This window comes from Nocardia sp. CY41, from assembly GCF_009829325.1.
Lineage (GTDB): Bacteria > Actinomycetota > Actinomycetes > Mycobacteriales > Mycobacteriaceae > Nocardia.
The window spans coordinates 220,432-239,118 of record NZ_VUOS01000009.1 but is presented as its reverse complement, the minus strand read 5'-3'; the positions used below and the strand labels follow the sequence as shown (position 1 = coordinate 239,118).

Below are 18,687 nucleotides of genomic sequence, written 5' to 3'. Positions count from 1 at the left end.
CTGGCGGACGGGTGCCGGGCACGTGACGCTGGCCCCGTGAACGACACGACGACCGCCCTGGTGACCGGGGCGAACAAGGGCTTGGGACGCGAAACCGTCCGCAGATTGGCCGATTTGGGCTGGCGGGTGTTTCTCGCGGCGCGCGACGCGAAGCTGGGCCAGGCGGCTGCGGCGGAATTGGCCGAGGGTGGATCGGCAGTCGAGTTCGTCTCGCTCGACGTCACCTCCGCCGCGTCGATCGAGGCCGCGGTCGAGGCGGTCGCGCGACGGACCGCGCGGCTGGACGTACTGGTCAACAACGCGGGCATCGGCGGCACCCGCAAGACGCCGGAGCTGGTCGAGGCCGCGGATTTCCGCGCGGTATTCGAGACGAACGTGTTCGGCCCGGTGCAGGTGACGAACGCGTTCCTGCCGCTGCTGCGCGCTGCACCGCAGCCGCGGGTCGTGATGGTTTCGAGCGGAATAGGCTCGCTGGCGCGCACCTGCGACCCCACCCGGGTCGAATCCACCCTGCTCGGCCTGCCGTATCCGGCGTCGAAGACGGCGCTGAACATGATCACGTCGCAGTACTCCCGTGCGCTTCCCGGCTTCCAGATCAACGCGGCCGATCCCGGCTACACCGCGACGGACCTCAACGGGCACGCCGGTTTCCAAACCGTCACCGAGGGCACCGACGCGATCGTGCGGTTGGCGACGCTGCCACCGGACGGGCCGACCGGTGGCTTCTTCGATCGCACCGGACCGGTGCCGTGGTGAGACGACGAGACCGGCGGGGCATCGTGTAAGCCGGAGTGCACGGACGCTGTCTCGGCCGCGACGGGTAAGCGCAGCACCCCCCGCGACTGCACCGGTCGCCTGCGGACGACGCCGCTCGCCGTCGTCAGCGGGCGCCACCGTTGACGTACAGCGTCTGTCCGCTGACGTAACTCGCCTCGTCGCTGGCGAGGAAGGCGATCACCGCCGCGACCTCTTCGGGCTGACCCACGCGGCCCAGCGGCGTGCGTTCCGCGGCCGCTTTCTGGTGGTCCTCGGCGCTCATTCCGACCCGGTCGGCGGTGGCGGCGGTCATAGAAGTGGCAATATAGCCGGGCGCCACCGCGTTGACGGTGATGTTGTACGGGCCGAGTTCCAGGGCGAGCGTCGCGGTGAGCCCCTGGATGCCGGCCTTGGCGGCCGCGTAGTTGGCCTGGCCGCGGTTGCCCAGCGCCGACCGGCTCGACAGCGAGACGATCCTGCCGTACCGCTGGGCCGTCATGAACCTCTGCGCGACTTGCGCACAGTGGTAGGCGCCGGTCAGATTGACCGCGAGCACCGCGTGCCAGTCCTCCTCGGATAGGCGGAAGAACAGGTCGTCGCGGGTGATGCCCGCGTTGTTGACCAAGACCTGCGGGCTGCCCAGATCGGCCGCGACCCGGTCGAACACCGCCTCGACCGAGGCGCGCTCGGTGACGTCGCAGACGTAGCTGCGGGCCACCCCGCCGGCTTCGGTGATCCGTGCGGCGGTCTCGTCGGGCGCGTCGCGGTCGAGTACCGCCACGGCGGCGCCCTCGGCGGCGAGGCGCAGCGCGGTGGCCGCGCCGATGCCGCGGGCCGCACCGGTGACGACGGCGATCCGGTCGGTGAATCGGTGCATCGGATGTTCTCCTGTCAGAACGCGGCGACGCCGGTCAGTGCGCGGCCGATGAGCAATTTCTGGATCTGGCTCGTGCCCTCGTACAGGGTCATCACCTTGGCGTCGCGGAGGTATTTGCCGACCGGGAACTCATCGATGTAGCCGTACCCGCCGAACACCTGCACCGCGCGGTCGGCCGCACGGACCGCCGCCTCGGAAGCGAACAGCTTCGCCTCGGAGGACGCCACGGCGAATTCCTCGCCACGGTCGACGAGGTCGGCGACCCGCCACACCAGCAGCCGCGCCGCGTCCACGTCGAGGGCGATATCGGCGAGCAGCTCCTGGACGAGCTGGTGGGCCGCGATCGGCTTGCCGAACTGTTCTCGCTGGGTGGCATAGCCGACGGCGGCGTCCAAGCAGGCCTGCGCCAGCCCGACGCAGCCCGCCGCGACCGACATGCGGCCCTTGGCCAGCGCCGCCATCGCCACACCGAAGCCCTTGCCCTCGGAGTGCAGCCGGGCACTGTCGGGAACACGCACACCGTCCAGCACTAGTTCGGCCGTGGCCTGTCCGCGCAGCCCCAGCTTTCCGTGGACCTCCTGCGCGGTGAATCCGGGCGAGTCGGTCGGTACCAGGAACGCGGTGATGCCCCGGTGTCCGTCGCCGCCGCTGCGCGCGAACACCAACGCCACATCGGCCCAGGTGCCGTTGGTGATGAACATCTTCGTGCCCGACAGCACCCAGTCCGAGCCGTCGCGCACCGCGCGGGTGCGCAGCTGGGCCGCGTCGGAGCCGGTGCCCGGCTCGGTGAGTGCGAAACAGCCGAGCGCCTCGCCAGCCACCAGCGGCGTGAGCCAGGTCTGTTTCTGCTCCTCGGTGCCGAAGTGCTGGATCGACTTGGCCACCAGGCCGAGGGAGACGGAGACGATGCCGCGCACAGCCGAGTCGCCGCGCCCAAGTTCCTCGAGGACCAGGCAGTAGGTGAGATGGTCGCCCGCGCTGCCGCCGTACTGCTCGGGGATGGTGAGGCCGAGAAAGCCCAGTTCGCCGAGCCGCGCCACGATCGACCGGTCCACGCTTTCGTCGCGATCCCACCGCGCGGCGTGCGGAACGATTTCCCGGTCGACGAAATCGGCCGCGAGCTGCCGCGCCGCCGTCTGCTCGCCGGACAGTTCGAGGTTCATGGGCGGTAGGCTAGCGAGGTTTAAACTAGCGCCGCAAGTTTAGTGCGGGCGCAGCACGAAAATGCGACGTCAGCACGCGTGGCGCGCCATGGCTGTACCGGTGCTCACGGTCGGTGACGGAGCGGGATAGTCGAGTGGCGGGCCAATCGACCGCAATGGGGCTCCGTACGTCGCGTGGTGATGTGCCCCCGCGCTGCATGTCGAAGCAGGACGTGAAGCGCCTGGCGGATTGTCGCGGCAACGCATCCTGCATCAGGCGAACCGTGTCGGCGGCTCGTCGTTACCAGGAATGACAACCCGGCCGGTTCCGTGGACAACCCCTCACCGATCAGGCTGATGAGGTTCTCGGGCCGCTCATCGGGCGGTGACCGCGCCGCATTCCGTCGCGAGCCAGGCGGGGAACTCGGTGAGGTCTGTCAGCACCACGTCCGCGCCCGCCGCGCGCAGTTCGTCGGCCGTGCACGGCCCGGTGCTGACCCCGACTGCGAAGACGTCCGCGGCGCGCGCACCGTTCATGTCGCCGACGTGGTCGCCGACGAACAGACTCGCGCCCTGCTCGCGCAGCGTCGCCGCCTTGCCCGCCGACCAGAGGTCGCCGGCGAGATGGTCGACGCGCCAGCCGAGCTCGGCGATGTGCAATTGCGCGAGCGGCGCGTGCTTGCCGGTGACCACCAGCACTCGTCCGTTGCGGGCCTCGACAGCCGCCAGTGCGGCCTGCGCACCGGGCATCGGGGGAATGGCCGAGACGATCGTCGGGTAGAGCGCTCGGTAGCGGGTGACCAGGGCCGGAACGAGGTCTTCGGGCGCGCCCGCTTCGACAAGCAGGGTGGCCAGCGGCGGGCCGAGCCGATCGGCGAAGGTCGTCCCGGACAGCGGCAGGCCGAACTCGACGCCGAGTCGGTCGATGGCGCTGGCGACGCCGGGTCGCGAGTCGATCAGCGTCATGTCGAGGTCGAAGCCCACGGTCCAGGTCACCTGACCGACCCTAATCGCCCGCGCCGCGGCGTGCCGGTCCGGCTGTTGTGATTCACAACTCCCTCGGGCGAAAGCCGTGCCGCCGCAACGAGAGCCGTGATCCACGTGGAACCCCGGATGCACTCGATGTCGGGTAAGCGACTGTGCCGCCGCCGGTTTCGGCATCGAGCGCAAGTATGCGTCAGGTGAATCGGGGTGGCGCCGCGCGCTTGGCGTAGCCGCTGATCGGGCTGATCTCCATTCGATGGATCCCGCTCAGCGCCGCGATCCGCTCCGTGGTGTAGCGGAACAGGTCGTCCGCGTCTCGGCAGACGACGCAGACCAGCAGATTGTGCGGTCCGGTGGTGGCGCCGACGAACGCCGCCTCCGGATCGGCGGCCAGCGCGGTGGCGACGGCGACCAGCTGGGCCGGGGCGACCGTGAGCCACAGCAGGCTCTGCACGGCGTAGCCGAACAGGGCCGGGTCGATCTCGACGTCGAAGCCGAGCACCCGGGCGTGACGCAGTTCCTCGAGCCGCCGCCGTACCGCGGATTCCGACCAGCCGACGGCTCGTGCCAGGCGCGGGTATGCCGCGCGCCCGTCGGCGGCGAGCGCGCGGAGCAGACGCCGATCCAGGTCGCTGGGCGTCACGGTCGCGGACGGATCCGTGTCGGGCGCACGCAGGGCCGCGGTCTGCTCGGTGGACAGCGCCGACATCCGTCCCTGCCAGCGGCGCTGCATGACGTGCCGCAGCACGCGGTGGGCGTCCACCGCGTGGACGGCCGGATGGCGCGCCAACTCGGGCAGGGGAGCGTCGCCGGGAACGCGGAACAGGCAGACCAACTCGGACCCACCGCCGACGACGGTCACCCAGGCGGTGTCGGCACGGCGCGCCAGCGTGTCGGCCAGCGCGGCGGTGGCATCGGGACGGACTCGCAGACGGACCAGCCACTCGGCGTGGCCTACCCGCGCGGTGTCGGCGACCCCGGTGACGCGCAGCCCGCCGGTGTCGAACAGCCGCCGGTAGCGGCGAGCCAGGGTGCGTTCGGAGACCTCCAGCACCGGCGCGAGTCTGCTGAACGGCGCGCGGCCGTCGAGCTGCAGGGCGTGCAGCAAACTTCGGTCGACGTCGTCCAGGATGACCGAATCCACCATGTCAGCGTAGGGCAGTGCCGGAATCCGGCGAATCGGCCGTGCGCACGGGCGGTACGGCGGCGCCGGGACAAACATCGACGGCGTGCAGAAACCCATCGACGCCCTTCACCACACCGGAATCCTGACCCGCGATCTGGACGGCCTGGAACGCCGCTATCTCGACCTCGGGTTCACGCTGAGCCCCCGCTCGCGGCACCTGCTCAGCGCGCAGCCGGGTGAGCCGCCCACGCCCGGATGCACGGCCAACCGGTGCGTGTTGTTCGGCGGGTCCTATCTGGAATTGCTCGGCATCGTGGACGAGAACGCACCGGATCCCTGGCACACCAAAGCGATGGCCGACGAGTACGAAGGTTTCCGCCTGCTCAACCTGGAGACCGGCGACGCCGAGTCCGCGCGGCGGCAGCTGCTGGCGGCGGGGCTGCGAGCCACCGGCGTGCTCGACCTCGAGCGCGACGTCGAGACCGAGGACGGCATTCGCACGGTGCGCGCGCGGGCCGTGCACGTGGATCCGAGCTCGACGCCCGAGGCCCTCCTCGGCGTCGCCCAGCACCTGACTCGCGAATACGTGCACCAGCCTCGCTACCTCGCGCACCCGAACGGCGCGCGTGCCATCGCCGCCGTGCTGATCGTCGCGGCCGATGGCGAGTTCGACGGGATCGTCGAACGCTACGGCCGCATCCTGGAGGCGCCCGCCGTGGGCAAAGGGCCGCGGACCGTGCTGGAGCTGGGTACGGGGAGGTTGGAACTGGTGCGCGCGTCCCAGGCCGACGCCGTGTTGCCGGGCGAGCCGGCGCCCGCACCGTCGTACCTGGCCGCCATGACGATCGCCGTGCGCGACCTTCGCGTCGCACGCGATGTCATCGAGAAGGCGGGTGTGCCGGTGCGCGAGACAGACGAGGGATTCTTCGTCTCCGCGCGCGAGGCCTACGGCGCCGGCCTGTTCTTCGTGGCGGGCTGAGTCAGCGGCGGGCGGGGCCCTCGCCGAGGCGCGGTTCGGCGAGGGTGGAGCGCTTGCGGCCGTATCCGAGGTAGACCGCGATGCCGACCAGCACCCACACGCCGAAGCGCACCCAGGTCAGCGCCTCCAGAGTGGTCGCGAGCAGGACGCAGCCGATCAGCGCGAGCAGCGGAACGACGGGCACCAGCGGGGTGCGGAACGGGCGTTCCCGTTCGGGCTCCGCCCGGCGCAGCACCAGCACGCCAACGCACACCACCGCGAACGCCGACAGCGCGCCGATGTTCACCAGTTCGACCACGATGTCGATCGGCAGCAGTCCCGCGATGATCGCGCCGAGCGCGCCGAGCAGCACGGTCAGCCGGACCGGGGTGGACCGCTTCCCGGTCGCCGCGAGACCGAAGGGCAACAGCCGGTCGCGGCACATGGCGAACATCAACCGCACCTGCGCGTAGACGATCAGCAGCAGGCCTTTGGTGAGCGCGATGATCGAGGCGATCACGATGACGTCGCCGATCCAGCCGATGCGCACCGCGCCGAACGCGGTCGCGATCGGCGCGCTGTTGTTCAGCGTGGCGAACGGCACCATGCCGGTGAGCACGGCGCTGACCAGCGCGTAGAGCACGGTGGCGATGAGTACCGTGCCGATGATCGCGAAGGGCACGTCGCGCCGTGGATTACGGGCCTCCTCCGCCGACGCGGCGACCACGTCGAAGCCGAGGAATGCGAAGAACGCGATCGCGGCGCCGCCGACGATCCCGCCGATGCCGAACGGCGCGAACGGGGTCCAATTGTCGACGCTCACGTGCGGGCCGCCGACGGCGATCACCAGCACGAGCACGCCGATGGTCACCGCGACCAGCGCCTTGGTGATCCGCGCGGTGAACGTCACCTCGCCGACGAGCACCGCGACGACGGCGGCGACGATCAGCGCGGCGGGCAGGTTCACCACGCCGCCTTCTGCGGGCCCCGCCACGAGTGCGTGCGGGACGGTGATGCCGAACAGCGAATCCAGCGCGGACACCGTGGTCCCGGACCAGCCGATCGCCACCGCGGCTCCCGCGATGACGAACTCGAGCAGCAGGTTCCAGCCGACCAGGAACGCGGGTGCTTCGCCGAGGGTCGCGTAGGTGTAGGTGTAGGCGCTGCCGGAGACCGGAACCATCGCCGCGAGTTCGCTGTAGCACAGGGCCACCAGCACGCACACCGTTCCGGCCAACGCGAACGACAGCACGATGGCGGGCCCGGCCTTCTCCGCGGCGGCCACACCGGTGATGACGAAGATTCCCGCGCCGACGATGGTGCCGACACCCATGGCGGTGAGATCGAGCCGGCCGAGCCTGCGCGCCAGCGTGGGCGCGCCCGCCTCGGTCGCGGTGTCGGGCAGGCGGCGGCGCCAACGCCGTGCTGATTCGGTGGTCATGACTCCCTTACGCGAACGATCCGTCGGTCGCGGCCGGTGCCGAACCGATAGACCATTCTCGCCGCGCCGCAGCGCATGGGAATAACTGGGGTGTTGCGCTCAGCTGCTCGACGACGCGGCGAACGGCGTGGCGGCGGCGACGCGGGCGGTGCGGTTGGGATGCCGCCACAAGCCCCTGCGTTCCAGGATCGGCAGCACGCCTTCGCCGAACCAGTAGGCCTCTTCCAGATGGGGGTAGCCGGAGAGGATGAAGTGCTTGATGCCCAGACGCGCGTATTCGGCCAGCCGATCGGCGACTTCGGCGTGCGAGCCGACCAGCGCGGTGCCCGCGCCGCCGCGGACCAGGCCGACACCGGCCCACAGATTGGGCGCGATCTCCAACCGGTCGGTGCTGCCGCCGTGCAGTTCGCTCATCCGTCGCTGGCCTTCGGACTCGCTGCGGGCCAGATTGCTCTGCACCCGCTCGATGTCGGCGGGGTCGATGCCGGCCAGCAGGCGGTCGGCCTCGGCCCAGGCCTGCTCGGAGGTGTCCCGGCTGATCACGTGCACGCGCAGGCCGTAGTCGAGGACACGGCCGTGGTCCACCGCCAGGCGGCGGATCCATTCCAGCTTCCTACTCACCGCGAGCAGCGGCTCGCCCCAGGTCAGGTAGGCGTCGCTGTAGCGGGCCGCGATCGGGCCCGCCGGTTCGGAGGAGCCGCCGAAGAACACCGGCGGCACCGGGTCCGGTCGGTTGCCCAGCAGCGCCTGGTGGACTCGGATGTGCTCGCCCTCGAAGCTCACCGGCTCGGTGGAGGTCCACAGCTCTCGCACGACGTGCAGGAACTCGCCGGTGCGGGCATAGCGCTGGGTTTTGTCCAGGAAGTCGCCGTAGGCCTGCTGTTCGTGCGGCTCTCCGCCGGTCACCACGTTGAGCAGCAGCCTGCCCTGGGAGTGCCGCTGGAAGGTGGCCGCCATCTGGGCCGCGAGGGTCGGGCTCACCAGGCCGGGACGGAAGGCGACCAGGAACTTGAGTGTCTCGGTGGTCTCGACCATCATCGCGGTGGTCAGCCACGCGTCCTCGCACCACGCGCCGGTCGGGGTGAGCACGGCCTCGAAACCGTTGTCCTCGGCGGCGGCGCCGATCTGGTTCAAGTACCGCAGGCTCGCCGGGCGGTCTCCGGACATGAAGGTGCCGTGCCCGCCCGCGATCAGGGCGCGGGAATCGCCGTAGGTGGGGAGGAACCAGTGGAACGACAGACTCATGCTGAGCCAACTCCCTTCCGGAGACCGCGGCCGCGCCGATAACGGACTGATCGAGGCGGTGCGCCCGGTGGGCTCGCCGCAGTGGTCCATGCTGGCCGCTCGACGGGGCCGGGTCACGGTTTGCAACCAGCCCGGTTTTTATTCGGGTATCCGGCCGTGTCACTATTCGTGACTAGACGTAACCACGAATCACACGTAATCTGGGCTCAGCACGCACCCTCCGGTGTGCGAGGCGGATCGGACGAAACGAGTACCTCAATGACGCGGCATGTCGACGTATTGATCATCGGCGCTGGGCTGTCCGGAATCGGCATGGCCTGCCATCTCACCAAGGAACAGACGGGACGCAGCTACGCGATCCTGGAGCGCCGGACGGCCATCGGCGGCACCTGGGACCTGTTCCGTTATCCGGGCATCCGCTCCGATTCCGACATGTACACCTTCGGTTACGGCTTCCGCCCGTGGAACGGCACCAAGGTCCTCGCCGACGGGCCGCACATCCGCCGGTACATCGAGGAGACCGCCGCGGAGTACGGCGTCACCGAGCACATCCGGTTCGGCCGGAAGGTGACCACGGCGCGCTGGTCCAGTGCGACGGCCACCTGGACCGTGGAGGCGCTCGACGAGCAGACCGGCGAGTCCGAGGTCTACACCAGTGACTTCCTGGTCGGCTGCACCGGCTACTACGACTACGACAACGGCTACCGGCCGCGGTTCCCGGGCGAGGAGAACTTCGGCGGGCAGATCGTGCACCCGCAGCATTGGCCCGAAGACCTCGACTACACCGGCAAGCGGATCGTCGTGATCGGCTCCGGCGCCACCGCGATCACGCTGATCCCGGCGATGAGCGACGCGGCGGAGCACGTCACCATGCTGCAGCGCTCGCCGACGTATATCACCGCGCTGCCCGCCGACGACCCGGTCGCGGTGGGGATGAAAGCCGCCAAGGTGCCCGAAAAGCTTGCCTACCGGATCGGGCGGGCGCGCAACATCGCTTTGCAGCGCGCGAGTTTCCAGCTGTCCCGCACCAATCCGGAAGCGGCCAAGAAGCTGCTGCTGGCCGCCGTGCGGATGCAAGTCGGCCCGGGGATCGACATGCGGCACTTCACCCCGAGCTACAACCCGTGGGACCAGCGGCTGTGCGTGGTGCCCAACGGGGACCTGTTCAAGGTGCTGCGCAGCGGCAAGGCCTCCATCGTCACCGACCGCATCGAGACTTTCACCGAGACGGGCATCCGCCTCGTCTCCGGCGAGGAACTGCCCGCCGACCTGGTGATCAGCGCCACCGGCCTGAACGTGCAGATGCTGGGCGGCGTGACACTCGAGATCGATGGCGAGCCGGTGGTCACCCGCGACCGGGTGGTCTACAAGGGGACCATGCTCGACGGCGTGCCGAACGCGGTGATGGTGCTCGGCTACACCAACGCCTCCTGGACGCTGAAGGCGGACTTGGCGGCAGAGTACTTCTGCCGCGTGCTCAACCACATGAAGAAGCACGGCTTCACCCGGGTGGAGGCCGTCGCCGCCGAGCGCGACCGAGGCGCCGATTCGGTGATGGGCGGGGCGCTGACCTCCGGCTACATCCAGCGCGGCGACGCGGTGATGCCCCGGCAGGGCACCAACGGTCCCTGGCAGGTGATCAACAACTACTTCCGCGACCGCAAGCTGCTGCGCAAAGGCGCACTCGAGGACGGAGTGCTGGCTTTCGGCCGCGCCGAGAAGTCGCCGGCCTCCGCACGGCCGCTGGAAGGCATCCGCAGCGCCTGAGCGCCGCCGATCACTTCACTGCGGCGGGCACGACGAGGTGTCCGCCGCGAGCGCGGACAACGCGCACAGCGCGGTTCGCGGCCGCTGGTGTCGAGGCGCGCGAATCCCGTGCTGTCCGCGGTCGCAGCGGCAGGCCTGCCGCTGCGACCGCGCGCATGGCCGCGTCCAGTGCAGGCGTCCGCGCGGGCTGCGGGCAGGCGGGCAGTATGCGGGTCGTGCTGTCGTCCGGCACGGTGACTTCCGGCAATTCCGCCGCGCTGGGGCCGCCGGATGGCAGATAGGTCCGCATTCGTCCGAGCCAGGCACCGCACCCTACGACGGGATGCCCGTCCGGGCGCGGAGCCGGAACCGTCTCGCGCGTTACAGACCGAGCAGAGTCTCCGCGACCGTCCCGATGGCGTCGCGAAACTCGGCGCGAGCGAGTTCGTCGTCGGTGCGGCGCGCGAGCACGCCCGCGGTCAGGGTGTAGCCGATGGTTTCCGCGATCACCCGCGGCGTCGTCACCGGGGTGACGCGGCCTGCGTCGAGTTGGCGCTGGAGATATCGGGTGAAGCGGCGGATCGGGCGTTCGGTGATCTCCTCGGCCAGCGCGGCGACCTTGGAGTCCACCGCCCCGCGCTCATCGATCAGGCGCAGCATGGGACCCGCCGCGGCGACCGCCGTGGCGAAGGAATCGATGGTGGCGCGCAACATCGTTCGCGGATCGTCGTCCTCGATGCCCGGCTCCTGGGCGGCGAGGAAATCGTCGCGGACCCGCTCGGCCAGCGCGAGGAAGATCTCCTCTTTCGAGGCGAAGTAGATGTACATCGTCGCCCGGGAGACGCCCGCCGCCGCGGTGATCGCGGCGACGGTGGTGTTGTCGTAGCCGCGCTCGGCGAACACCCGGGCGGCGGCGTCGAGCAGGTCGCGGTGCCGGGAGGTGTGCGAACGCTCCCGCGCGGCACGCACCGACCAGGTGGACTGGGTCACGGAGTTCATCGTGACGGATATTGACGTTGACGTCAACGTCAATAACACTGGGCGGCATGCAGCTGGTCGTGGCGAACAGGGGAGAAGTAGCGGTGCGTGTGGTGCGTACCGCCCGGGAACAGGGCTGGCGCACCCTGGCGATGCATACGGCCGAGGAACGGGACGCGTTGCACGTCCGCCTGGCCGACGACGCGGTGGCATTGCCCGGCGTCGGCGCCGCGGCCTACCTCGACGTGCCTGCGGTCGTCGCGGCGGCGCGAAAGGCGGGGCCGGGCGCCTTGGTGCATCCGGGCTACGGATTCCTCAGCGAGAGTGCGGAATTCGCGGCCGCGTGCGCGGCGGGCGAGCTCGTGTTCGTCGGTCCTTCGGCGGAGGCGCTGGAAGTCTTCGGGGACAAGACCGCGGCGCGCGCGGCGGCCGAACGCGCGGGCGTCCCGGTACTCCCGGCGACCCGCCGCGGCGCGGACATCGCCGCGGTCCAGACACTGCTCGCCGCACATCCCGACGGAGTGATGGTGAAAGCCGCCGGGGGCGGCGGCGGACGCGGCATGCGGGCGGTGCGCGACGCCGCGCGCGTGCCGGAGGCCTTCGAACGCTGCCGCGCGGAGGCGCTGGCCGGATTCGGCGACGACGGGGTCTACGCGGAGGCGCTGGTCACCGGAGCGCGTCACATCGAAGTCCAGATCGTCGCGGATGGCGCAGCGGCGGCGGCCGTCGGCGATCGCGATTGCAGTGTGCAACGCAGGCAGCAGAAACTGCTCGAGGTGGCGCCCGCCCCCGAGCTCTCCGCGGTGTCGCGGGAGCGGTTGCACGGCTGGGCCGTCCGGCTCGCCGAATCCGTCGGCTGCCGCGGCGTCCTCACCGTCGAGTTCCTCGTCCGCGGCGAGGAGGCCTGGTTTCTCGAGGTCAACCCGCGGCTGCAGGTGGAGCACACCGTCACCGAAGTGGTCACCGGGATCGATCTGGTCGCGGTGCAATGCGATCTCGCCCGCGGGGCCACGCTGGCCGATCTCGCGTTGCCGGACCCCGGGTCCGCTCGCGGCTACGCGGTGCAGGCGCGCCTGAACGCCGAAACCGTCACCGCGGGCGGGGACGTGCTGCCCGGCGCCGGCACGCTGACCCGGTTCGCGCCCCCGACCGGCGCCGGTGTGCGGGTCGACACCGCCGCGTATACCGGGATGCGGCAGGACGCGCGCTTCGACTCCTTGCTGGCGAAGATCGTCGCCGCCGGTCCGTCCTATCCGGCCGCGCTGCGCCGGTGCGCCGACGCGCTGGCCGAGACCGTCGTCACCGGCGTGGACACGAATGTCGCCGTGCTGCGCGCGGTCTTGGCGGACCTCTCGCAGGGCCGCGTCGTGCCGACCACGTGGTTCGAGCAGAATGTCGATGATTTGGTCCGGCGCGCAAGCGATTTCCTCGATGCTCTACCCGTCGCGCCGGTCGCGGAGGAGGTCACGGCGGCCGAGGTGACGCTGGCAGGCGACGAGGAAGCGGTGCGATCGCCGATGGGCGGCACGGTGGTCGCTCTCGCCGAGCCCGGCGCCGTCGTCGCGGCGGGTGGCGAGGTGGCGGTGCTGGAAGCGATGAAGATGCAGCACGTGGTGCGCGCCGAGCAGGACCTGCGGGTGTGCCGCCACGTCGTAGCGGTCGGCGCGGTCGTCGATCCGCATGCGCCGCTGCTGACCTTCGCCGCCGCCGAGCACGACGGCGCGATCGCGGAACACGCCGCGATCGACCTGGACGCGGTGCGCGCCGATCTCGCCGAGGTCGATGCCCGACACCGCGTCGGCCTCGACGAAGCCCGGCCGGAGGCGGTCGCGAAACGTCATCGGCTCGGGCGGCGCACCGCCAGGGAGAACATCACCGACCTGGTCGACGCGGACAGCTTCGTGGAGTACGGCGCGCTGGCCGTCGCTGCGCAGCGCCTGCGCCGCAGCCAGGAGGATCTGATCGCGAACACGCCCGCCGACGGACTGATCGCGGGGGTCGCCACCATCGACGCCGAGCGATTCGGTCCCGATCGCTCGCGTGCGGTCGTGCTGTCCTACGACTACACGGTGCTGGCGGGCACCCAGGGAATGCGCAACCACGTCAAGACCGACCGCATGCTGGAACTGGCTCGCGAACAAGGACTTCCGGTGGTGTTCTTCACCGAGGGCGGCGGCGGCAGACCGGGCGACACCGACTATCCCGGCATCTCCGGACTCGACGTCACCACCTTTCGCGCGATGGGTGCGCTCTCGGGCCGGGTTCCGCTGATCGGGATCGTGTCCGGCCGGTGCTTCGCGGGTAACGCGGCGCTGCTCGGCATGTGCGACGTCGTGATCGCCACACCTGACGCGAACATCGGCATGGGCGGCCCCGCCATGATCGAGGGCGGCGGGCTCGGCGTGTACGCCCCGGAGGACATCGGCCCCGTCGAGGTGCAGCGCCGCAACGGTGTCGTGCACATCGTCGCCGCCGACGAAGCCGAGGCGGTCGCCACCGCCCGTCGCTATCTCGCCTACTTCCGAGGCGCCACCGAGGACTGGATCGCACCGGACCCGCGTCTGGCGCGGCACGTCGTCCCCGAGAATCGGCTGCGCGCGTTCGACATCCGTGCCGCGATCGAGGCCGTCGCGGATGTCGGGTCGGTGCTGGAGCTGCGGCGCGACTGGGCCGCCGGGATCGTCACGGCCCTGATCCGGGTCGAGGGACGGCCGTTCGGATTGATCGCCAACGACTGCCACCATCACGGCGGGGCGATCGACGCTCCCGCCGCGGACAAGCTCAGCATGTTCCTGCGCCTGTGCGACGCGCACGGCCTGCCGATCGTCTCCTTCTGTGACACACCGGGTTTCATGGTGGGCCCGGACGCGGAGAAGGACGGCACGGTGACGAAGTTCAGTCGCCTGTTCATCGACTCCGCCGCACTCTCCGTGCCGCTGGGCACCGTCATCGTGCGCAAGGGCTACGGTCTGGGCGCCCAAGCCATGGCGGCGGGCTCGTTCCGCGCGCCCCGGTTCGTCGTCGCCTGGCCGACCGGTGAAATCGGCGGCATGGGTCTGGAAGGCGCGGTCCGCCTCGGCTTCGCCAAAGAGCTCGCCGCCATCGACGATCCGGGTGAGCGGCAGCAAGCGTTCGACAATCTGGTGCAGCTCGCCTACACCAACGGCAAGGCGCTCACCGCCGCGACCGTCCTGGAACTCGACGACGTCATCGATCCGGCCGACACTCGCCGCTGGATTCGCACCCTGCGCTGACCCACCGGCCCGCGAGCGGGGAAGGAACGCCACCCCGCCCTCGGCGCCGGGCCTGCGGGTCCGGTTGAGATCACGATCCGCACGCGCGCCCCATCAGGCGCCGTGCCAGGACGGTCCGTCCTCACCACGGAACCGCGGACCGGCGAGCCGGGCAACGCCCGCTCGGCGCACGTTTCGATGATCGCGTCACCGGCGATCCGCGGACATTCGCACCCGGCGCCGCGGTGATCCACGCCGATACGACCCAGCCGAGATCGGCACGAACCGCCGGGCCGACGTGCCTATCGTCGGCGACTGCCGCGCGGTGCTCGCACAACTCCACGCGGCCATCGGCGCGTATCCGCAACCACTGCCGGACCTCACGCCGTGGTGGGCGCGATTGAACCGTCTGCGCGCGGACTATCCGCTCGGCTGGGTCATCCACGAGTACGTCACGAAACTTCGACCGCCGGAAATCAAGCCGACACACCTCGAATGATCAATTCCCGGGCGAAACGGTTCCGATGGCTACATCGGTAGCCGTCCATCGGATTCCGCAGCCGGGTGCACGTGCGCCTGCGTCGACTGACCGGAGGTCTCGACGGGGTCGATGACCAACCAGGCGATCGCTGTCCATATCGATGCCAGTAGGACCGCGCCGATGACGTCGGTGGGGTAGTGCGCACCGACGTAGATTCGCTGCACGCCCACCAGTGCCGGGATCAGGATGATGGCGGCGGACAGAAGCCGATGCCGTCGTCTGCGGGTGGCAGCCCACAGGAGTGCAGCGGTGGCTGAGTAGAGCGTCAGCGAGGCGGCAACGTGCCCGGAAGGGAAGCTGGCGGTGGGTGGCAGGTCGGGATTCAGGTGTGGGACCTGGGGGCGGTCGCGGTCGACGATCGCGGCGGTGGTGAGAAACAGAGTGATCTCACCCAGTAGCGCGATACCGAGGAACAACGCCGGGCGCCAGCTGTGGAGAAGGCCCACCGCCAGCGCGGCGACGATCAGGGCGACCGTGATGACCGCGGTGGTATCACCGAGTTCCCCGAACACGCCGAGGATGGAGGTGAGCGTCGGGTTACGGTGCTCGGCAAGCGTTGCCACGATGCTGTGATCCGATCGCCAGACCGGGTTTCCGGCTTCCGGGGCGCGCACCAGCGTGCCGATTCCGACGAGTCCTCCGACGAGCAGCACCCACGCGACCGCGAGTTCGCCGATTCCTCGCCAGGGGTGGGGGAGGGTGGGCGCGTGCCGAAGCGGGACCGGCCGCAAGTCGTCTTCGTCGGCCGTTGGCACGTCACCGGGCAGCGGGCCCGCGTTGCCGACTCGGGCGTCGCCCCGCCATCGGTCGAACGCGACGGTGGCCAGACCGAGCCACAGCGACCCCAGCAGCCAGCCCGCGAGGACGTCGGTGAGGTAGTGCACGCCGAGCGCTATCCGGCTGAGGCCGACGGACGCCACGACGAGGACCGCGAACACGGTCACCGCGCGGCGTGGGACCGCTTGCAGGGTGGGCACGAAAACCAGCAGGACAACGCCGTAGCACACCAGTGAACTCATAGCGTGTCCGCTGGGGAAGCTCCACCCGTCTGCGCTGTAGAGGGGAGTCTCCACCGCCGGACGTAGCCGGGCGACAAGCTCTTTGACGATCGGGTTGAGGATCAACCCGCCTGTGCCTGTGACCACCACGTAGACAGCAAGGCGTGGGAGACGACGAATGAGCAGCCAGAGTCCGCAGACGGCGAGCACCAGGACCAGCGTGCCGGTCCCGCCGAGATCGGTGATGCCGGTGAGTATGTTCCGCAGAATCCTGTGCTCCGCCACCACGGAGACCAGGCTGTCGGTGACTGCCTGATCCGCGGTCTGCATCGGCTCCCACCGCGCCCGGACCAGCGCTGTGAGCACACCGAACCCGATGCCGACGGCTGCAGCGCCCAACAACGCCGCAGCACTGCGGACAGCGAATCGTTCGGCGGCCGCGGCCTCACTCCGGGGGGCCGGGACGCCAAGACGGTCTGCGCCCGTCGCGGCATCCCCGTCGTGGCGGTCGACAGACAACGCAACACCTCCTGCGATCGTGCGAGACCCCCGCCGTGCAGCGAAGACTCCCGACAGGTCACCGGCGAACCTCCGAGTCTGGATAGTTCGTTGTCCACGGTTTCCCGAAACGGGCGGTCGCAATCAATCCGGAAGATTACGGTCGACAGCCCGGCCATGTTCGCGACGAGCTCGTCCCTCGTGGGTGGCTGAAAGCAGCGCCTGCGGACCCATGGCGATTGCGTTCGTAGGTGGGATCCGGAGCTGGAATCCGCTGTAGTCGGTGACACGCAAGTTCGGGTGTGGTCGGGATCATGCTCCCGCGTTGTCCGGTTCGACGATCGAGTTCGTTGCCTGTCAGCGCCGTCCCCGGAAGGTGCGGCGTAGGTCATCGGTCCATCGGCCGGGGATTTCCCAGGGAATGAAGTGCCCGCCGTGGTCGTGGACGGTGAGGTTGACGTGGTTGTACCACTGGGCGCGGTCGCCGGTGCGGAAGTGTTCGACGCGTTGGGCGGTGCCGATGCCGGGTGGGTTCTCGTAGCCGACGAAGGTGATGCCGGTGGGAGCCTGCACGACCGGCAGACGGTCGTGCGAAGGCGTCCAGGGATAGCGGTTGTGGTTGGCATAGAGGCGAATCGAGGTGTTGGTGGCCCAATAGATCGTGGCGTGCGTGAGGAGATCGTCCTTGCTGAACACGGTTTCGATGTCGCCGCCGTTGTCGCTCCATCTGATCCAACGTTCCAGGATCCACGCCAGCATGCCCGCCGGGGAATCGGACAGGGCGTGGGCGAGGGTGCTGGGAGCGAGCAGGTGTGCGGCCAGGTGCACGGCGAAACGCTTGTCCAGCTCCATGATTCGGGCGCGTACCTCGGCGGGCAGGTCGTCGGGAATCGGCAGGCCGCCGCTGAAGTCCCAGGCGCGATCGCCGTTGAAGAAGTCGAGTTTCAGTCCGGATCCGATGTGGATGGCATACAACTCGTCGGCGTACTTGTGGCCGAGCTGCGCGGTGACCAGCGCGCCCACGTCGCAGCCGGCGGCACCGTATTTCTCGTGGCCGAGCACATCGGTCATGAGCGTGTGCCAGAGGTCGGCGACCTTCCAGAAGTTCAGGTCCGGCCGGTTGGCCAACGGGCTGGAGAACCCGAAGCCGGGAAACGAGGGCACGATCACGTCGAACGCCTCGGCCGGGTCACCGCCGTGCGCGCCCGGATCCGCCAGCAGGTCGGCGACCTTGGACCAGTGCCAGAACGTCCATGGCCAGCCATGTGTCAGTATCAGCGGCGTCGGATCCGGCCCGACGCCGGGCCTGCGCATGAAATGCACCGGCACGTCGTCGATCTCGATCTTGTAATGCTGGTAGGTGTTGATCCGGGTCTCCGCTGCGCGCCAGTCGTATCCACCGCGCCAGTAGTCGACGAGTTCTTGGAGATAGCTTCGAGGAACGCCGTAGTACCAGTCTTCATTGCCGACATCGTCGGGCAGGCGGGTCAGGTCCAGGCGCTGCCGCAGGTCGGTGAGCACGCTGTCGGGGACGTGAATCCTCGTCGGCGTCAAGGGGAAGGGTCGTACCTCACTGGTTCCGTCGCTCATCGGGCCCTCCTGTGCCGTCCGGTCTCCCACTTTACGTAAGCGATTTATATAATCAACTTTTATAAGTGCCGTATATAGTTGGGCGTGTGGATGACATCGACGATTTCGACGTGGACGCCTTCGCCACGGCGATCGAGGACTTCAACCGGGTCTACATCCGTATCCCGGTGCGGGAGAAGCTGCCGTTCACCACGCTGTCGGTGCTCGACACCCTGGCTCACCGGGGCCCGGCGCGGCTGACCGATCTGACCGAGACCGAGCAGATGACGCAGCCGGGCATCACGCAACTCATCGCGCGCTTGGAGCGCGACGGGCTGGTGCAGCGCCACCGTGACCCCGACGATGGACGGGCCGTCATCGTGTACCTGACCGAGGCGGGCCGACGGGTGCGGCAAACTCGCCATGACGACCGGGTCCGATACCTGGCTCCGATGGTTCGCGACCTCGGCCCCGCACACCGCCAGGCTCTCGCCGCCGCGCTGCCCGCCCTTGCCCGGCTCGCCCAGTTGCACCGAGAGCGCTGACGCGCACGGCATGCGCCGCCGGGTGCAGGTGTGCGGCAAGCGCTGGATCC

The 18,687-nt window shown here is 69.7% G+C and carries 15 protein-coding genes and 1 pseudogene; 6 read left to right on the top strand and 10 right to left on the bottom strand.

The window, feature by feature from the left end; genetic code table 11:
* The first annotated feature begins 36 nt into the window (after window positions 1–36).
* A complete protein-coding gene (locus GVY64_RS12030) occupies window positions 37–756 on the top strand; it encodes an SDR family NAD(P)-dependent oxidoreductase (protein ID WP_236566770.1) in 720 nt (239 codons plus the stop codon).
* A gap of 124 nt (window positions 757–880) precedes the next feature.
* Here GVY64_RS12030 and fabG read toward each other — a convergent pair whose 3' ends face one another.
* The 4 genes from fabG to GVY64_RS12010 form a co-directional block, all read right to left on the bottom strand.
* Window positions 881–1,633 (bottom strand): 3-oxoacyl-ACP reductase FabG, encoded by a 753-nt coding sequence (gene fabG / locus GVY64_RS12025; RefSeq protein WP_159840626.1) that lies wholly within the window; start codon window positions 1,631–1,633, stop codon window positions 881–883.
* 14 nt (window positions 1,634–1,647) lie between these two features.
* A complete protein-coding gene (locus tag GVY64_RS12020; protein WP_159840624.1) occupies window positions 1,648–2,796 on the bottom strand; it encodes an acyl-CoA dehydrogenase family protein in 1,149 nt (382 codons plus the stop codon).
* Window positions 2,797–3,150: 354 nt separating this feature from the next.
* Window positions 3,151–3,771 (bottom strand): HAD family hydrolase, encoded by a 621-nt coding sequence (locus GVY64_RS12015; protein ID WP_201297989.1) that lies wholly within the window; start codon window positions 3,769–3,771, stop codon window positions 3,151–3,153.
* Window positions 3,772–3,952: 181 nt separating this feature from the next.
* Complete coding sequence (locus tag GVY64_RS12010) at window positions 3,953–4,906, bottom strand: Lrp/AsnC family transcriptional regulator (RefSeq protein WP_236566769.1); 954 nt, start codon at window positions 4,904–4,906, stop codon at window positions 3,953–3,955.
* 82 nt (window positions 4,907–4,988) lie between these two features.
* Here GVY64_RS12010 and GVY64_RS12005 point away from each other — a divergent pair, with 82 nt between their 5' ends.
* Window positions 4,989–5,864, top strand: a complete 876-nt coding sequence (locus GVY64_RS12005) for a VOC family protein (RefSeq protein WP_236566768.1) — start codon at window positions 4,989–4,991, stop codon at window positions 5,862–5,864.
* A gap of 1 nt (window position 5,865) precedes the next feature.
* Here GVY64_RS12005 and GVY64_RS12000 read toward each other — a convergent pair whose 3' ends face one another.
* Both GVY64_RS12000 and GVY64_RS11995 read right to left on the bottom strand, forming a co-directional pair.
* On the bottom strand, window positions 5,866–7,284 hold the full coding sequence (locus GVY64_RS12000) for an amino acid permease (RefSeq protein WP_159840622.1): 1,419 nt from the start codon (window positions 7,282–7,284) through the stop codon (window positions 5,866–5,868).
* Between the two features lie 99 nt (window positions 7,285–7,383).
* Window positions 7,384–8,529 carry an LLM class flavin-dependent oxidoreductase gene (locus GVY64_RS11995; protein WP_159840620.1) on the bottom strand — a complete coding sequence of 382 codons (1,146 nt, stop codon included), beginning with the start codon at window positions 8,527–8,529 and terminating at the stop codon, window positions 7,384–7,386.
* Between the two features lie 258 nt (window positions 8,530–8,787).
* Between GVY64_RS11995 and GVY64_RS11990 the strand changes: the two genes are divergently transcribed.
* Window positions 8,788–10,296 carry a flavin-containing monooxygenase gene (locus GVY64_RS11990; RefSeq protein ID WP_159840618.1) on the top strand — a complete coding sequence of 503 codons (1,509 nt, stop codon included), beginning with the start codon at window positions 8,788–8,790 and terminating at the stop codon, window positions 10,294–10,296.
* Window positions 10,297–10,306: 10 nt separating this feature from the next.
* Here the strand turns inward: GVY64_RS11990 and GVY64_RS11985 are convergent, their stop codons facing one another.
* Both GVY64_RS11985 and GVY64_RS11980 read right to left on the bottom strand, forming a co-directional pair.
* On the bottom strand, window positions 10,307–10,585 hold the full coding sequence (locus tag GVY64_RS11985) for a hypothetical protein (protein ID WP_159840617.1): 279 nt from the start codon (window positions 10,583–10,585) through the stop codon (window positions 10,307–10,309).
* Window positions 10,586–10,656: 71 nt separating this feature from the next.
* Window positions 10,657–11,265: a TetR/AcrR family transcriptional regulator gene (locus GVY64_RS11980; protein WP_159840615.1), complete on the bottom strand. Its 609-nt coding sequence runs from the start codon at window positions 11,263–11,265 to the stop codon at window positions 10,657–10,659.
* 56 nt (window positions 11,266–11,321) lie between these two features.
* On the opposite strand from GVY64_RS11980, the gene GVY64_RS11975 reads away from it, so the two are divergent.
* Together GVY64_RS11975 and GVY64_RS37795 are read left to right on the top strand one after the other, a co-directional pair.
* Complete coding sequence (locus tag GVY64_RS11975) at window positions 11,322–14,507, top strand: acetyl-CoA carboxylase family protein (RefSeq protein ID WP_159840613.1); 3,186 nt, start codon at window positions 11,322–11,324, stop codon at window positions 14,505–14,507.
* 161 nt (window positions 14,508–14,668) lie between these two features.
* Window positions 14,669–14,922: pseudogene (locus GVY64_RS37795) on the top strand (acetolactate synthase large subunit); the annotation flags it as partial.
* A gap of 92 nt (window positions 14,923–15,014) precedes the next feature.
* Here the strand turns inward: GVY64_RS37795 and GVY64_RS11965 are convergent.
* Window positions 15,015–16,544 (bottom strand): phosphatase PAP2 family protein, encoded by a 1,530-nt coding sequence (locus GVY64_RS11965; protein WP_159840609.1) that lies wholly within the window; start codon window positions 16,542–16,544, stop codon window positions 15,015–15,017.
* Between the two features lie 336 nt (window positions 16,545–16,880).
* Window positions 16,881–18,113: an epoxide hydrolase family protein gene (locus GVY64_RS11960; protein WP_159840607.1), complete on the bottom strand. Its 1,233-nt coding sequence runs from the start codon at window positions 18,111–18,113 to the stop codon at window positions 16,881–16,883.
* An 86-nt stretch (window positions 18,114–18,199) separates the two neighbouring features.
* Here GVY64_RS11960 and GVY64_RS11955 point away from each other — a divergent pair, with 86 nt between their 5' ends.
* Window positions 18,200–18,637: a MarR family winged helix-turn-helix transcriptional regulator gene (locus GVY64_RS11955; RefSeq protein WP_236566767.1), complete on the top strand. Its 438-nt coding sequence runs from the start codon at window positions 18,200–18,202 to the stop codon at window positions 18,635–18,637.
* Window positions 18,638–18,687 lie beyond the last annotated feature (50 nt).

What these genes read in the sequence shown, in the direction of transcription:
- fabG (WP_159840626.1), bottom strand. Translation starts at nt 1,633, where the DNA reads ATGCACCGATTCACCGACCGGATCGCCGTCGTCACCGGTGCGGCCCGC.
- GVY64_RS12020 (WP_159840624.1), bottom strand. Translation starts at nt 2,796, where the DNA reads ATGAACCTCGAACTGTCCGGCGAGCAGACGGCGGCGCGGCAGCTCGCG.
- GVY64_RS12010 (WP_236566769.1), bottom strand. Translation starts at nt 4,906, where the DNA reads ATGGTGGATTCGGTCATCCTGGACGACGTCGACCGAAGTTTGCTGCAC.
- GVY64_RS12000 (WP_159840622.1), bottom strand. Translation starts at nt 7,284, where the DNA reads ATGACCACCGAATCAGCACGGCGTTGGCGCCGCCGCCTGCCCGACACC.
- GVY64_RS11995 (WP_159840620.1), bottom strand. Translation starts at nt 8,529, where the DNA reads ATGAGTCTGTCGTTCCACTGGTTCCTCCCCACCTACGGCGATTCCCGC.
- GVY64_RS11990 (WP_159840618.1), top strand. Translation starts at nt 8,788, where the DNA reads ATGACGCGGCATGTCGACGTATTGATCATCGGCGCTGGGCTGTCCGGA.
- GVY64_RS11985 (WP_159840617.1), bottom strand. Translation starts at nt 10,585, where the DNA reads ATGCGGACCTATCTGCCATCCGGCGGCCCCAGCGCGGCGGAATTGCCG.
- GVY64_RS11975 (WP_159840613.1), top strand. Translation starts at nt 11,322, where the DNA reads ATGCAGCTGGTCGTGGCGAACAGGGGAGAAGTAGCGGTGCGTGTGGTG.
- GVY64_RS11960 (WP_159840607.1), bottom strand. Translation starts at nt 18,113, where the DNA reads ATGAGCGACGGAACCAGTGAGGTACGACCCTTCCCCTTGACGCCGACG.